Origin of the sequence: Agromyces bauzanensis (assembly GCF_014645655.1) — a bacterium.
Taxonomy (GTDB): Bacteria; Actinomycetota; Actinomycetes; order Actinomycetales; family Microbacteriaceae; genus Agromyces; species Agromyces bauzanensis.
Map to the genome: position 1 here is coordinate 100,493 of NZ_BMMD01000007.1, position 13,129 is coordinate 113,621.

11 protein-coding genes and 1 pseudogene are annotated in these 13,129 nt (G+C 71.2%); 10 read left to right on the top strand and 2 right to left on the bottom strand.

Annotation, left to right across the window (positions count from 1 at the left end):
• Positions 1 to 264: 264 nt before the first annotated feature.
• A pseudogene (locus tag IEX31_RS19545) lies at positions 265 to 393 on the bottom strand (response regulator); the annotation flags it as partial.
• Positions 394 to 1,060: 667 nt separating this feature from the next.
• Between IEX31_RS19545 and IEX31_RS08010 the strand changes: the two are divergent.
• The 7 genes from IEX31_RS08010 to dapF all read left to right on the top strand — a co-directional run bounded on the left by IEX31_RS08010 (position 1,061) and on the right by dapF (position 7,252).
• Positions 1,061 to 1,369, top strand: a complete 309-nt coding sequence (locus tag IEX31_RS08010; RefSeq protein WP_188742899.1) for a helix-turn-helix domain-containing protein — start codon at positions 1,061 to 1,063, stop codon at positions 1,367 to 1,369.
• 65 nt (positions 1,370 to 1,434) lie between these two features.
• A complete protein-coding gene (locus IEX31_RS08015; RefSeq protein WP_188742900.1) occupies positions 1,435 to 1,680 on the top strand; it encodes a DUF3046 domain-containing protein in 246 nt (81 codons plus the stop codon).
• A gap of 298 nt (positions 1,681 to 1,978) precedes the next feature.
• Positions 1,979 to 3,046: a recombinase RecA gene (gene recA / locus IEX31_RS08020; RefSeq protein ID WP_188742901.1), complete on the top strand. Its 1,068-nt coding sequence runs from the start codon at positions 1,979 to 1,981 to the stop codon at positions 3,044 to 3,046.
• 34 nt (positions 3,047 to 3,080) lie between these two features.
• A complete protein-coding gene (locus tag IEX31_RS08025; RefSeq protein WP_188742902.1) occupies positions 3,081 to 3,839 on the top strand; it encodes a regulatory protein RecX in 759 nt (252 codons plus the stop codon).
• Between the two features lie 12 nt (positions 3,840 to 3,851).
• Complete coding sequence (gene miaB, locus IEX31_RS08030; RefSeq protein ID WP_188742903.1) at positions 3,852 to 5,444, top strand: tRNA (N6-isopentenyl adenosine(37)-C2)-methylthiotransferase MiaB; 1,593 nt, start codon at positions 3,852 to 3,854, stop codon at positions 5,442 to 5,444.
• Position 5,445: 1 nt separating this feature from the next.
• Complete coding sequence (gene miaA / locus IEX31_RS08035; RefSeq protein ID WP_188742904.1) at positions 5,446 to 6,366, top strand: tRNA (adenosine(37)-N6)-dimethylallyltransferase MiaA; 921 nt, start codon at positions 5,446 to 5,448, stop codon at positions 6,364 to 6,366.
• Positions 6,367 to 6,370: 4 nt separating this feature from the next.
• A complete protein-coding gene (dapF, locus tag IEX31_RS08040; RefSeq protein ID WP_188742905.1) occupies positions 6,371 to 7,252 on the top strand; it encodes a diaminopimelate epimerase in 882 nt (293 codons plus the stop codon).
• Between the two features lie 15 nt (positions 7,253 to 7,267).
• Here the strand turns inward: dapF and IEX31_RS08045 are convergent, their stop codons facing one another.
• Entirely contained in the window at positions 7,268 to 7,879 is a 612-nt protein-coding gene (locus tag IEX31_RS08045; RefSeq protein WP_188742906.1) for a class I SAM-dependent methyltransferase, read from the bottom strand.
• Positions 7,880 to 7,921: 42 nt separating this feature from the next.
• On the opposite strand from IEX31_RS08045, the gene hflX reads away from it, so the two are divergent.
• The 3 genes from hflX (at position 7,922) to metE (ending at position 13,004) form a co-directional block, all read left to right on the top strand.
• Complete coding sequence (hflX, locus tag IEX31_RS08050) at positions 7,922 to 9,451, top strand: GTPase HflX (RefSeq protein ID WP_188742907.1); 1,530 nt, start codon at positions 7,922 to 7,924, stop codon at positions 9,449 to 9,451.
• Positions 9,452 to 9,675: 224 nt separating this feature from the next.
• Entirely contained in the window at positions 9,676 to 10,662 is a 987-nt protein-coding gene (locus tag IEX31_RS08055; RefSeq protein WP_188742908.1) for a methylenetetrahydrofolate reductase, read from the top strand.
• Entirely contained in the window at positions 10,659 to 13,004 is a 2,346-nt protein-coding gene (gene metE / locus IEX31_RS08060; protein ID WP_188742909.1) for a 5-methyltetrahydropteroyltriglutamate--homocysteine S-methyltransferase, read from the top strand. Before IEX31_RS08055 ends, metE begins: the two co-directional genes overlap by 4 nt.
• Positions 13,005 to 13,129: the final 125 nt, after the last annotated feature.

The following is a 13,129-nucleotide window of genomic DNA, read 5'->3' on the forward strand; positions in this document are numbered from 1 at the left end:
GACGCGGCCGCGCCGAGCGCCTGGTCGACGGCGCGCTGGTCGAGCGTCGTGCCGGGTGCCAGTCGGTCGGCGGCGATGCCGCGGCGCACGTCCTCGGCCCGCTCGCCGAGGCTCGCGCCCGAGAACGGCTTCACGAGGTAGTGCCGTACGCCGAGGAGCCTCGCGCGCCGCATGGTGTCGAGGTCCGGGCGGCCGTGACCGCGATACCTCGATGTCGTCGCCGATGGCCCGCAGGCGCCGCAGCACGTCGAGGCCGCCGAGGTCGGGCAGGTAGACGTCGAGCAGCACGAGCTGCGGGCGGTGGAGCTCGATGGCGGCGCGGGCGTCGGCGCCCGTGTGCGCCTCGGCGACAAGGGTGAAGCCCGGTTGTGCGTCGACGAACGCCCGGTTCACGTGCGCGACGGCGAAGTCGTCGTCGACGATCCCGGCGATGATGTCGCTCCTCGGCGCACCCCGATGGGCGGGGTGCCCTCGTCACGGCCCGCCGTGGGCGCCCACGGCAGCACGACCGTGAAGCTCGCATCGCCCGCTGGGGAGTCGCCGACGGCGGCCGTGCCGCCGAGCCGGGCGGCGACGTTGCTGAGCGCGCTCGACCTGCCCCTCGTGGGCATGTGGGTGAAGGTGCTGCAGATTCCTCGGCCGTATCTTCACGCGGGCATCCTCGCGTTCGCGGGCCTCGGCGCCTGCGCGCTGCGCTTCAACATCGTCGACATCCTGTACCTGGTGCACAGCCCGTTCGCGATCGTCGCCTGTGGTGCGCTCGCGGTCATCATCGCGACCTGCCTCCGGCTGAAACGCCGGAAGGCGAAGGTCGAGGCGTCGCCGAAGCTCGTGCCGCCATCGGCGATCTCCGCGATCGAGGAGCCGCGGCACGGCCGACGCTGACGTGCCGCACACGTGACGGACGTGGAATAGCGATCGTGAACACCCTGTTACAAGTGGCAGGTTCACACGAAAGCCCCAGTGTGCAACGCTAGATTGGAAGCACCGAGAGTCAGCTGCGCTGGCGCTCCCGTTTCCGGCTCCGGCGGAGTCGCAGGCAGATTGAAGGAGGTTCCCGATGGTTCTGGTTCGACAGGAGATCGGCGACGTTCTGAGGGACTTCCGTCTGCAGAAGGGGCGCACCCTTCGTCAGGTGGCGTCCAAGGCGAGCGTGGCCCTCGGCTACCTGAGCGAGGTGGAGCGCGGTCAGAAGGAGGCCTCGTCCGAGATCCTCGCCTCCGTCGCCGAGGCGCTCGACACGCCCATCTCGGTGATCATGCACGAGGTCGGCGACCGCATCGCGGTGCTCGAGGGCATGACCGTGGTGCCCGAGAGCGTGCCCGACGAGCTCGTCGCGGAGTTCGACGCGGACATGATGGTCCGCTGACCCAAGTACGTCGTTGTGCATCGGCCGGTCTTCTGACCGGCCGATGTCATGTCCGGAGACGATCGATGAAGCTGAGCGAGTTCCAGGTCGCCGTCGACGAGGAGTTCGGCGCCGGCTACGGCAGCGTGGTGGTGAACGACCTCGTGCTCGCCGCCGTTGGCGACCGCACCGCCCGTGAGGCGCTCGCAGCGGGCGTGCCGGCCCGCGACGTCTGGCTCGCCCTGTGCGAGGCGACGGATGTCCCGGCCGCGCGCCGGCACGGCGCGGGGCGCCGCGAGCCGGGGCGGCGCGGGCCCGCCGACGCGCGCTGACGTCGGCGCCGGTTCTCGTGCCATGCCCCGAAGACGTGTTCGACACGCGGGCGCCGCTTCGAACATCCGTTCGGATGCTCGGCTAGGCTCGTCCTCGACAGCAGGAGGAACGGCGCATCCCTCCACATCCGACCTCATCGGGATCCGGATGTCGGTGGTCGGCCATACGGTCGACGCGTCGGAACACACCGCAACCGCCTTGTCGCGAGACGCCGCGGGTCAGCCCCGAAGAGTCGGGGGCCCGCAACGTGGAACGACAGCCTAGAGGCAGCAGCATCGAGCATCCAAGGAGCCAGCAATGCCATCACCCGCAGATCGCGAGAAGGCACTCGAGACGGCACTCGCCCAGATCGACCGACAGTTCGGCAAGGGGTCGGTCATGCGGCTCGGCAGTGAAGAACGCGCTCCGGTCGAAGTCATTCCCACGGGCTCCATCGCGCTCGATGTCGCGCTCGGCGTCGGCGGGCTTCCCCGCGGGCGCATCATCGAGATCTACGGTCCCGAGTCGTCGGGCAAGACCACGCTCACGCTGCACGCCATCGCGAACGCGCAGCGAGCCGGCGGCATCGCCGCGTTCATCGACGCCGAGCACGCGCTCGACCCCGACTACGCGAAGAAGCTCGGCGTCGACATCGACTCGCTGCTCGTGTCGCAGCCCGACACGGGTGAGCAGGCGCTCGAGATCGCCGACATGCTGATCCGCTCGGGATCCATCGACCTCGTCGTGATCGACTCGGTCGCGGCCCTCGTGCCCCGCGCCGAGATCGAGGGCGAGATGGGCGACTCGCACGTCGGCCTCCAGGCGCGCCTCATGTCGCAGGCGCTCCGCAAGCTCACCGGCGGGCTCAACCAGACGAAGACCACCGCGATCTTCATCAACCAGCTCCGCGAGAAGATCGGCGTGTTCTTCGGCAGCCCCGAGACCACCGCGGGCGGCAAGGCGCTCAAGTTCTACGCGTCGGTCCGCCTCGACATCCGCCGCATCGAGACCCTGAAAGACGGCACCGAGGCGGTGGGCAACCGCACGCGCGTGAAGGTCGTGAAGAACAAGATGGCGCCGCCCTTCAAGCAGGCCGAGTTCGACATCCTCTACGGGATCGGCATCTCGCGTGAGGGCAGCCTCATCGACTACGGCGTCGACCAGGGCATCGTGAAGAAGTCGGGCGCCTGGTACACCTACGACGGCGACCAGCTCGGGCAGGGCAAGGAGAACGCCCGCAACTTCCTCATCCAGAACCCCGACATCGCCGCCGAAATCGAGAAGAAGATCCTCGTGAAGCTCGGCATCGGTCAGCCCGCGGGCGCCGCGCCGGTGCCGTCGAACGTCGAGTCGATCGAGCCCAAGCTCGGGCGCAAGGGCGCCTGAGCCGATGCAGCGACGAGACCGGGAGGGGAGTGAGATGACCGACGCAGCCGAACACCTCGCCCCGGTCTCGTACCTGCCGTGGGTGGCGCCGACCGAGTCCGCCGCCGAGGCGGTGCTCCCGTCGGAGGCTGCCGTCACGTCCGAACCCGAGCCCGAGCCCGAGCCCGAGCCCGAACCCGAGCCCGAGCCCGAGCCCGAACGCGCGTCCCGTTCCGTGGCGTGGCAGCGCGGCGACCGTGGCGCCATCGGCCGCCATCCGGCGGGTTCCCTACGCCGGCGCGGCCGATTCACGATCGTCGACGACGATCCCGACGAGACGGGGCCCGCGCGCGACGCGCGCATCGACCGGCTCGTGGTCACGCGGCTTCGCCGCTCGGCCCTGTCGGTCGCCGAGGTCAGGGCGGTGCTCGCCGAGCACCGACTCGACGAGGCGGAGATCGAGGAGTGGATCGAGCGTTACGAGCGGCTCGGCTACCTCGACGACGCCCGTCTCGCCGAGCAGCTCGTGCACGTGAGCGGTTCGCGCCGCGGGCGGGGGAGTGGTGCGATCCTCCAAGAGCTGAGTCGGCGGGGTGTCGACGATTCCGCCGCCCGCTCGGCGATCGAGTCGCTCGACCCCGACCTCGAACGCCAGAACGCGCTGGCCGTCGCCGAGCGTCGGGCACGCCAGCTCACCGGGCTCGACCGGCAGACCGCCGAACGGCGCCTGTCGGCGTTCCTGCAGCGCCGCGGGTACCCGTCCGACGTCGTGCGCGAGGCGGTGACGGCCGCGCTCCCAGCCGCAGGCTCGTAAACTGGTGCAATCATGAGCACCCTTCACGAGGTCTCGCCCGTCGAGGCCACCGAGATCGCGCCCGCACCGCGGACCTACGAGGTCCGCACCTTCGGGTGCCAGATGAACGTGCACGACTCCGAGCGCCTGAGCGGCTCGCTCGAGGCAGCCGGTTACATCCCGGCGGACGGGGCCGAACCCGACGTCGTCGTCATCAACACCTGCGCCGTGCGCGAGAACGCCGACAACAAGCTCTACGGCAACCTCGGTCATCTCGCCGGCGTCAAGCGCCGCCACGCGGGCATGCAGATCGCCGTCGGCGGCTGCCTCGCCCAGAAGGACAAGAAGGTCATCCTCGAGAAGGCGCCCTGGGTCGACGTGGTGTTCGGCACCCACAACATGGGTTCGCTGCCGAGCCTGCTTGAACGCGCCCGCCACAACGACGAGGCGCAACTCGAGATCCTCGACGCGCTCGAGGTGTTCCCGTCCACGCTGCCGACCAAGCGCGATTCAACCTACAGCGGCTGGGTCTCGATCTCGGTCGGCTGCAACAACACCTGCACGTTCTGCATCGTGCCCGCCCTCCGCGGCAAGGAGAAGGACCGGCGCCCCGGCGAGATCCTCGCCGAGATCCAGGCGCTCGTCGACGACGGAGCCGTCGAGGTGACCCTCCTCGGCCAGAACGTGAACTCCTACGGCGTCGAATTCGGCGACCGTCAGGCGTTCGGCAAGCTGCTGCGCGCCGCCGGCGGGATCCCGGGGCTCGAGCGCATCCGCTTCACGAGCCCCCACCCGGCGGCCTTCACCGACGACGTCATCGACGCGATGGCCGAGACGCCCGCGGTCATGCCGCAGCTGCACATGCCGCTGCAGTCGGGCTCCGACCGCATCCTCCGGGCGATGCGCCGTTCGTACCGCTCCGAGAAGTTCCTCGGCATCCTCGACCGGGTTCGGGCGCGCATCCCGAACGCCGCCATCTCGACCGACATCATCGTCGGATTCCCGGGTGAGACAGAGGAGGACTTCCAGGAGACCCTCCGGGTGGTCGAGGCCGCCCGATTCGCGTCGGCCTTCACGTTCCAGTACTCCATCCGCCCGGGAACGCCCGCCGCCACCATGGAGGAGCAGGTGCCGAAGGAGATCGTGCAGGAGCGCTACGAGCGCCTCATCGCGCTGCAGGAGCGCATCTCCTGGGAGGAGAACCAGCAGCTCGTCGGGCGTTCGGTCGAGGTGCTCGTCTCCACCGGCGAGGGCAAGAAGGACGCCGAGACCCACCGCCTCAGCGGCCGCGCCGAGGACAGCAGGCTCGTGCACTTCGAGGTGCCTGCGGGGTCCGAGCTCCCGCGTCCGGGCGACGTCGTCTCGGTCACGATCACGCAGGCCGCGCCGTTCCACCTGCTCGCCGACTCGCTCGACGACGCCCCGCTGCAGATCCGCCGCACCCGGGCGGGTGATGCATGGGATCGCGCCGAGGCCGAGAGCTGCGCCGTACCGACCGCGCCCGGGACATCCGCCGGCCGGGTCTCGCTCGGGCTCCCGACGCTCCGCGAACGCGGCACCGAACCGCTCGTGGTGCCCGGCGTCGGCACGATGCCGATCTACGACCCGAGCGACGCCCAGCGCTGACGTGACGTTCATCGCGATCGTCGGGGCGACCGGCACCGGCAAATCCGAGTTCGCGCTGGACCTCGCCGAGGCGTTCGACCGGGTCGGCCGCGTGGCCGAGATCGTCAACGCCGACGCCATGCAGCTCTATCGCGGCATGGACATCGGCACGGCGAAGCTCTCGGAGACCGAGCGGCGCGGCGTGCCGCACCACCTCCTCGACGTGCTCGGCGTGACGGAGGTGGCCTCGGTCGCCGCCTACCAGCGCGACGCCCGCGCGGCCGTCGACGACATCCTCGACCGCGAGGCGGTCGCGCTCCTCGTCGGCGGCTCGGGGTTGTACGTATCGAGCGTGATCCACGACTTCCGGTTCCCGGGCACGGATGCCGCGATCCGCGCTCGCCTCGAGGCCGAGCTCGCCGAGATCGGTCCCGGCCTGCTGCACGCCCGCCTGCGAGCCATCGACGGCGAGACGGCCGCGAGTGTCGACCCGCAGAACGGGCGCCGGATCGTGCGCGCGCTCGAGGTCATCGAGCTGACGGGCGAGCCCAAGGCCGCGCGCCTGCCCGATACACCCGTTCCCTGGCGCGAGCATCGCATCGTGCATCTCCGCAGCGAACGGGCCCGCCTCGTCGAGCGACTGGACGCCAGGGTGGCGCGCATGTGGGAGCAGGGTCTCGTCGACGAGGTGCGCTCGCTGGTTCCGCTGGGGCTCGATCGCGGGGTCACCGCCCGCAGGGCGATCGGGTACGCCCAGGCGCTCGCGCAGCTGCAGGGGCGGATGTCGCAGGACGAGGCCATCGCCGAGACGCGGCGGCTCACCCGCACGTACGCCCGGCGTCAGGTCGGCTGGTTCGGCCGCTACCGCGATGCGGGCACGATCGACGTCGATGACGGGGTCGCCAGGGGCGCCGAGCTGGCCCACCAGGCGGCCCTAGACTGAGTCAATGTCCTTCGATCTGCGATTCACCAAGGGGCAGGGCACCGGCAACGACTTCGTGCTCTTCAGCGACCCCGAGGGCGACACCGAGCTCACGCCCACGCAGATCGCCGCCGTCTGCGACCGCCGGTTCGGGGTGGGCGCCGATGGCATCATCCGGGCCGTGCGTTCCTCGAACCTCGATGACGGTGCGGCCGCCCTCGCCGAGGATCCGAGGGCGACGTGGTTCATGGACTACTGGAACGCCGACGGCAACGTCGCCGAGATGTGCGGCAATGGCATCCGCGTCTTCACGAAGTACCTCCTCGACCAGGGTCTCGCCGAACTGCACCCCGGCGAGTCGATGGCGGTCGGCACCCGGGCGGGGGTGCGCACGGTCACCCGGAACGGCGAAGGCTTCCGGGCCGACCTCGGAGCGTGGCGGCTCGCCGGCGGCGAACCGCTCGTACGCGCCAAGAACCTGCCCGTCGCACGCCCCGGTCTCGGCATCGACGTCGGCAACCCGCACGTCGTCGTCGCCCTCGCCGACGACGACGAGCTCGACGGCCTCGACCTCGCGTACCTGCCGATCCTCGACCCCGCGCCCGAGGCGGGCGCGAACGTCGAGTTCGTGGTGCCGGCCGAGCCGCTCGTCGAGGACGGCGTGGGCCGCATCCGCATGCGCGTGCACGAGCGCGGCTCCGGTGAGACGCTGTCGTGCGGCACGGGCGCCGTCGCCGCCGCGCTCGCCGTGCGGTACTGGGCGGGGGCCGGCGCTCCCGACGACTGGCGCGTGCAGGTGCCGGGCGGCGTGCTCGGCGTGCGGGTCTTCCAGGCCGAGCACGGCGAGCACGTCATGCTCTCCGGACCGGCCGAGCTCGTGTTCGACGGGGTCCTCAGTCTCGCCTGAGTCCGCGGCGGCAGGTCACGCGTGCGCCGTGCGCCGCGCGGCCAGCACGCGGAACCCCGTTGAGTTCGCGGCCCGCTCGACCTCGAGGTGCAGCTCGTCGCCGAGCCACCGCTGCAACGACTCGGCACCGAGATGCTTGGCCACCACGAGCCACGCCACGGCGTCGTCGTCGAGCCGTGGAAGCCAATGCGAGAGCATGGCGTGCAGTTCCTGCTTGCCGACGCGGATCGGCGGATTCGACCAGATCGTGGCGAACCGGACATCGGGGGGAACATCGGCGGGCAGCACGGCGTTGACATTGGTGATGCCGAGACGGGTGGAGTTGCGACGCACCAGGTCGAGGGCGCGTTCGTTGACATCGACGGCCCATACGGTGGCGTCAGGCGACCGAATGGCCAGGCTCAGTGCGATGGGTCCCCAGCCGGCGCCGAGGTCGAGCAGGTGGCCCGACGAGGGGGGTTCGGGCACGGTGTCGAGCAGGACGCGAGTGCCCTGATCGAGGTGTTCGGGACTGAACACGCCGGCCGCCGTGACGAGCTCGACCTCTCGCCCGGCCAGGCGCAAGCGGATGGTGCGAGCGCCGGGATCGCTGCGAGGCGACGACGAGAAGTAGTGGTCGGAGCTCATGTACGCAAGCTATCGCACGCGAAGAGAAGTAGGGTTGACACGATGAACGAAGCCGAACACCGCCCCGTCGACGACGCCGTCGCGCGGGTGCTGCGCAGCACCGAGTCCAAAGCGGGCGTCGCGCGGTTCGGAGCGACGGGCGCCGCCGCGATCCAGCAGCACGAGTCGGATGCCGCAGGCACGGCCCCGGCCGACGGCGAACAGTACGATCGCGAGGAGCGTGCGGCGCTCCGACGCGTGCGCGGGCTCTCCACCGAGCTCGAGGATGTCACCGAGGTCGAGTACCGGCAGCTCCGCCTGGAGAACGTCGTGCTCATCGGCGTGTACGCGCAGGGTTCCCAAGAGGACGCCGAGAACTCGCTGCGCGAGCTCGCCGCCCTCGCCGAGACGGCGGGTGCACGCGTGCTCGACGGGCTCCTCCAGCGCCGGCCGCACCCCGACCCGAGCACGTACCTCGGCAGCGGCAAGGCGGAGGAGCTCCGGCACATCGTGGCGGCGCTCGGCGCCGACACCGTGGTGGCCGACACTGAGCTCGCGCCCAGCCAGCGGCGTGCCCTGGAAGACGTCGTGAAGGTCAAGGTCATCGACCGGACCGCGGTCATCCTCGATATCTTCAGCCAGCACGCGAAGAGCCGTGAGGGCAAGGCGCAGGTCGAGCTCGCGCAACTCGAGTACCTCCTCCCGCGCCTGCGCGGCTGGGGTGAGTCGATGTCCCGCCAGGCCGGTGGCCAGGTGGGTGGCGCGGGCGCCGGCATGGGCTCGCGTGGCCCAGGTGAGACCAAGATCGAGCTCGATCGCCGTCGCATCCACTCGCGCATGGCGAGGCTCCGCAAGCAGATCGCGGGTATGAAGCCCGCCCGCGAGGCCAAGCGCGCCAATCGGCGACGCAACGCCGTGCCGTCGGTCGCGATCGCCGGGTACACCAATGCCGGCAAGTCGAGCCTGCTGAACCGCATCACGGGTGCCGGCGTGCTGGTCGAGAACGCCCTGTTCGCGACCCTCGACGCGACCGTGCGACGCAACACCACCGAGGACGGCCGCGTCTACACGATCGCCGACACGGTCGGCTTCGTGCGGAACCTCCCGCACCAGCTCGTCGAGGCGTTCCGCTCGACACTGGAAGAAGTGGCCGACGCCGACCTCATCGTGCACGTCGTCGACGCGGCGCACCCCGACCCGGCCGGGCAGATCGCCACCGTGCGCGACGTCATCGGCGAGGTGGGGGCGCGCGACATCCCCGAACTCGTCGTCTTCAACAAGGCCGACCTGATCACCCCCGAGGAGCGCCTCGTGCTGCGCGGCCTCGAGCCGAACGCGGTCTTCGTCTCGGCGCGCACGGGGGCTGGTGTCCACGAGGTGCTCGACGCCATCGGGCGCATGCTGCCCGACCCGGCGGTCGAGATCGACCTGCTCGTGCCGTACGACCGCGGCGACATCGTGTCGACCCTCCACGAGACCGGTCGGGTGCTCTCGGTCGAGTACGTCGAGGACGGCACGCGCGTCCGGGCGCTCGCCTCGCCCGAGCGGGCAGCGCACCTGGCCGAGTTCACCGCGGCATCCGTGCCCGCGTAACATTCCGCGTCTCCCGGTGTCACACGAAGTCACACGCGTGACCGGGCCGTGGAAACTGCCGTATCGTTGCACCTGATCGTGGCGAGCGGCCGGATGCCGCCCGCCTGGAGCGACCGCCGAGCCCGGCACCCGCCCGCGAGACCCACCCGCCGTGACGGCTGGACGGGACGCGGCGTGTGCCGCGTGTCCGACCTCCCGGTGCGGCATCCGCCACCAGGAGCACCATGACAGGAACCGCGCCAGACGGCGGCGACTGTCGGCCGCGGCCGCCGATCTCGTTCGAGCTGTTCCCGCCTCGGACGGATGCCGCGGCGCTCGCGCTGGGCAGAACCATCGACCGGCTCGCCGACGTGGACCCATCGTTCATGTCGGTCACGTTCGGCGCGGGGGGATCCTCGCGCGACCGTTCGCTGACCCTGCTGCGCCATGTGCTCGAGCACACCCGGGTCGAGCCGATGGCGCACCTGACGTGCGTCGGCTCGAGCCACGCCGAGGCCAATCGCCTCGTGCGCGAGTTCCTCGACGCCGGGATCACGAGCTTCCTCGCGCTGCGCGGCGACCCCCCGGCCGGCGCCGACCCCGAGGCGGGCCTCGGCGACCTGCGGAGCGCCGCCGAGCTCGTGCAGCTCATCCACCGCGTGCAGGAGGAACGCGAGCCGTTCGGTCAGGCGGGCATCCCCGGCATCCCGGGCGCCACGAGCATCCGCGAACGGCCACGGCCCGAGCGCGTCGCCGTGGCGGCGTTTCCGACCGGGCACCCGCGTTCCCGCGACGCCCAGCAGGACATCGACACGCTGCTCGCCAAGGAGGTCGCCGGGGCGAATCTCGCCATCACCCAGCTGTTCTGGGACGCCGACGACTACCTCGGCTTCGTCGCGCGTGCCCGTTCGGGCGGCGTGACCATGCCGATCCTGCCCGGCATCATGCCGGTCACCACGCCCGCCCGCCTCGCACGGCTCGCTGAGCTCACCGGCGTTCCGGCGCCGGGCGGGCTCGCCGCCTCGCTCGCGGCCGATCCCGACCCCGACCGGCAGTTCGCCATCGGCGTCGAGCACGCCGCACGCCTCACCGACGACGTGCTCGACGGCGGCGCTCCGGGACTGCACCTCTACACCTTCAACCGCCATGAGGCCGTACTCGCCGTGCTCGACCGGCTCGGCCTCCGCACCCGCGCGTACGCGGGCACCGAGAGGAACTCGAGAACACCATGAACGCACCCGCCTTCCCCACCGGAACCATCCTCGGCTACCCACGCATCGGGCGTCGCCGCGAGCTCAAGCACGCCGTCGAGGCGTTCTGGGCCGGCCGCATCGACGCCGCCGAGCTCGAGGCCCGCGCCGCCGAGCTCCGTGCGGCGACCCGCGAACGCCTCGTCGTGCTCGGACTCGGCCGCGACGACTCGTCGATTCCCGAGTCGTTCTCCTCCTACGACCAGGTGCTCGACGCCGCCCTCACCGTCGGCGCGGTGCCCGAGCGGTTCCGTCGGCTGCAGGACGAGCACGGCGCGGTCGACCTCGCGGGCACCTTCACCATCGCACGCGGCGAGGGTGACGACGCCCCGCTCGAGATGACGAAGTGGTTCGACACGAACTACCACTACCTCGTGCCCGAGATCGGTCCCGACACCCCGTTCACCCTGCACGCCGAACGCCTCCTCGCCGAGTTCGCCGAGGCGAAGGCGGCCGGCTACCTCACCCGCCCGGTCATCGTCGGGCCGGTCACGTTCCTGTTGTTGTCGAAGGCCGCAGACGGCGCTCCCGCGGGCTTCCGGCCACTCGATCGCCTCGACGACCTCGTTCCGGTCTACGTCGCGCTCCTCGCCGAGCTGTGTACCGCGGGCGTCGAGTGGGTACAGCTCGACGAGCCTGGGCTCGTGAGCGAGAGCATCGACGAGCCGCGCGAGCGCATCCTCGAGGCAATCGGCGTCGCCTACGACCTGCTCGGCGCGGCCGACCACCGCCCATCGGTGTTCGTCGCGTCGCCGTACGGCGGCCTCGACGACGCCCTGCCGGCCCTCGCGGCGACCCCGGTCGAGGCGATCGGCCTCGACCTCGTGCGCGGCGACCTCCCCCAGCACCTCGATCCCGCGACCGCCGAGTCGCTCGCCGCGAAGACGCTCGTCGCGGGCGTGATCGACGGGCACAACATCTGGCGCGGCGACCTCGCGCACGCGTTCGACCGGATCGAGGCGCTGCGCTCGCTCTCGGGCGACGTGTCAGTGTCGACGTCGACGTCGCTCCTGCACGTGCCGCACGACGTCGCCGACGAGCGCGAGCTCGACGGGCGCCTCGTGAGCTGGCTTGCGTTCGCCGACCAGAAGGTCGCGCAGGTCGCGACGCTCGAGCGCGGTCTCGTCGCCGGACGGGAGACGATCCAGCACGAGCTCGACGCGGCATCCGCTGCCCTCGCCGATCGCGCCGGTGCGCCCGGCGTGCGGGTGGCGGGCGTGCGCGACCGCCTCGCCGCCCTCGCCGACCGCGACTTCACCCGGGCGGCCTACGACGAGCGCGTCGCGGCACAGGCGACGCTCGAGCTGCCCGAGCTGCCGACGACGACGATCGGCTCGTTCCCGCAGACCGGGGAGATCCGCCGCGCCCGCGCCCGACTCCTCAAGGGCGAGCTGACGGATGCCGCGTATCGCGAGCTCATGCACGAGGAGATCGCCCGGGTCATCCGCCTGCAGGAGGACCTCGGCCTCGACGTGCTCGTGCACGGCGAGCCCGAGCGCAACGACATGGTGCAGTACTTCGCCGAACTGCTCGACGGCTTCGCCGTGACGCAGCACGGCTGGGTGCAGTCGTACGGCTCGCGCTGCACGCGCCCGTCGATCCTCTGGGGGGACGTCTCGCGGCCTGCGCCGATGACCGTGGACTGGTCGACGTACGCCCAGTCGCTCACCGACAAGCCGGTCAAGGGCATGCTCACCGGGCCGGTGACCATCCTCGCGTGGTCGTTCGTGCGCGATGACCAGCCGCTCGGCGACACCGCCCGTCAGGTGGCGCTCGCCCTCCGCGACGAGATCGCCGACCTCGAGGCCGCCGGCATCCGCATCATCCAGGTCGACGAGCCGGCGCTGCGGGAGCTGCTGCCCCTGAAGCGCGCCGACCAGCCCGCCTACCTCGACTGGTCGGTCGACTCGTTCCGCCTCGCGACAGGCGGTGCCGCGCCGGCCACGCAGGTGCACACGCACCTCTGCTATTCGGAGTTCGGCGCTGTCATCGACGCGATCCGCAACCTCGACGCCGACGTCACGTCGATCGAGGCTGCGCGCAGCCGAATGGAGGTGGTCGACGACCTCGCGACGAGCGGGTTCGACCACGGCATCGGCCCTGGCGTCTACGACATCCACTCGCCGCGGGTGCCGAGCGCCGCCGAGGTGCAGGCGCTCCTCGAGCGCGCCGTCGCCGAGATCCCCGCCTCACGGCTGTGGGTCAACCCCGACTGCGGCCTGAAGACGCGCGGCTACGACGAGACGGTGGCGTCGCTCGGGAACATCATCGAGGCGACGCGTGCGGTGCGGGCCACCCTCCGGGAGCCGGTGCCGGTCGACTGACCCGAGGCGCTGCGGGCGGCCAGGTCTCATGTTTCCGTTCCCGCGTCATGTTCCCCGCGCAGCGGGAACGTGACGCGGGAACGGAGACATGGGCGGGTCGGATGCCGCGGCGACGTGGCATCCGA

Bases quoted from the DNA above. Each gene is read 5' to 3' on its own strand.
- IEX31_RS08045 (WP_188742906.1), bottom strand. From the start codon at position 7,879: ATGAGCTCCGACCACTACTTCTCGTCGTCGCCTCGCAGCGATCCCGGC.
- miaB (WP_188742903.1), top strand. From the start codon at position 3,852: ATGAGCACCCTTCACGAGGTCTCGCCCGTCGAGGCCACCGAGATCGCG.
- IEX31_RS08055 (WP_188742908.1), top strand. From the start codon at position 9,676: ATGACAGGAACCGCGCCAGACGGCGGCGACTGTCGGCCGCGGCCGCCG.
- hflX (WP_188742907.1), top strand. From the start codon at position 7,922: ATGAACGAAGCCGAACACCGCCCCGTCGACGACGCCGTCGCGCGGGTG.
- IEX31_RS08025 (WP_188742902.1), top strand. From the start codon at position 3,081: ATGACCGACGCAGCCGAACACCTCGCCCCGGTCTCGTACCTGCCGTGG.
- IEX31_RS08010 (WP_188742899.1), top strand. From the start codon at position 1,061: ATGGTTCTGGTTCGACAGGAGATCGGCGACGTTCTGAGGGACTTCCGT.
- recA (WP_188742901.1), top strand. From the start codon at position 1,979: ATGCCATCACCCGCAGATCGCGAGAAGGCACTCGAGACGGCACTCGCC.
- dapF (WP_188742905.1), top strand. From the start codon at position 6,371: ATGTCCTTCGATCTGCGATTCACCAAGGGGCAGGGCACCGGCAACGAC.
- IEX31_RS08015 (WP_188742900.1), top strand. From the start codon at position 1,435: ATGAAGCTGAGCGAGTTCCAGGTCGCCGTCGACGAGGAGTTCGGCGCC.
- metE (WP_188742909.1), top strand. From the start codon at position 10,659: ATGAACGCACCCGCCTTCCCCACCGGAACCATCCTCGGCTACCCACGC.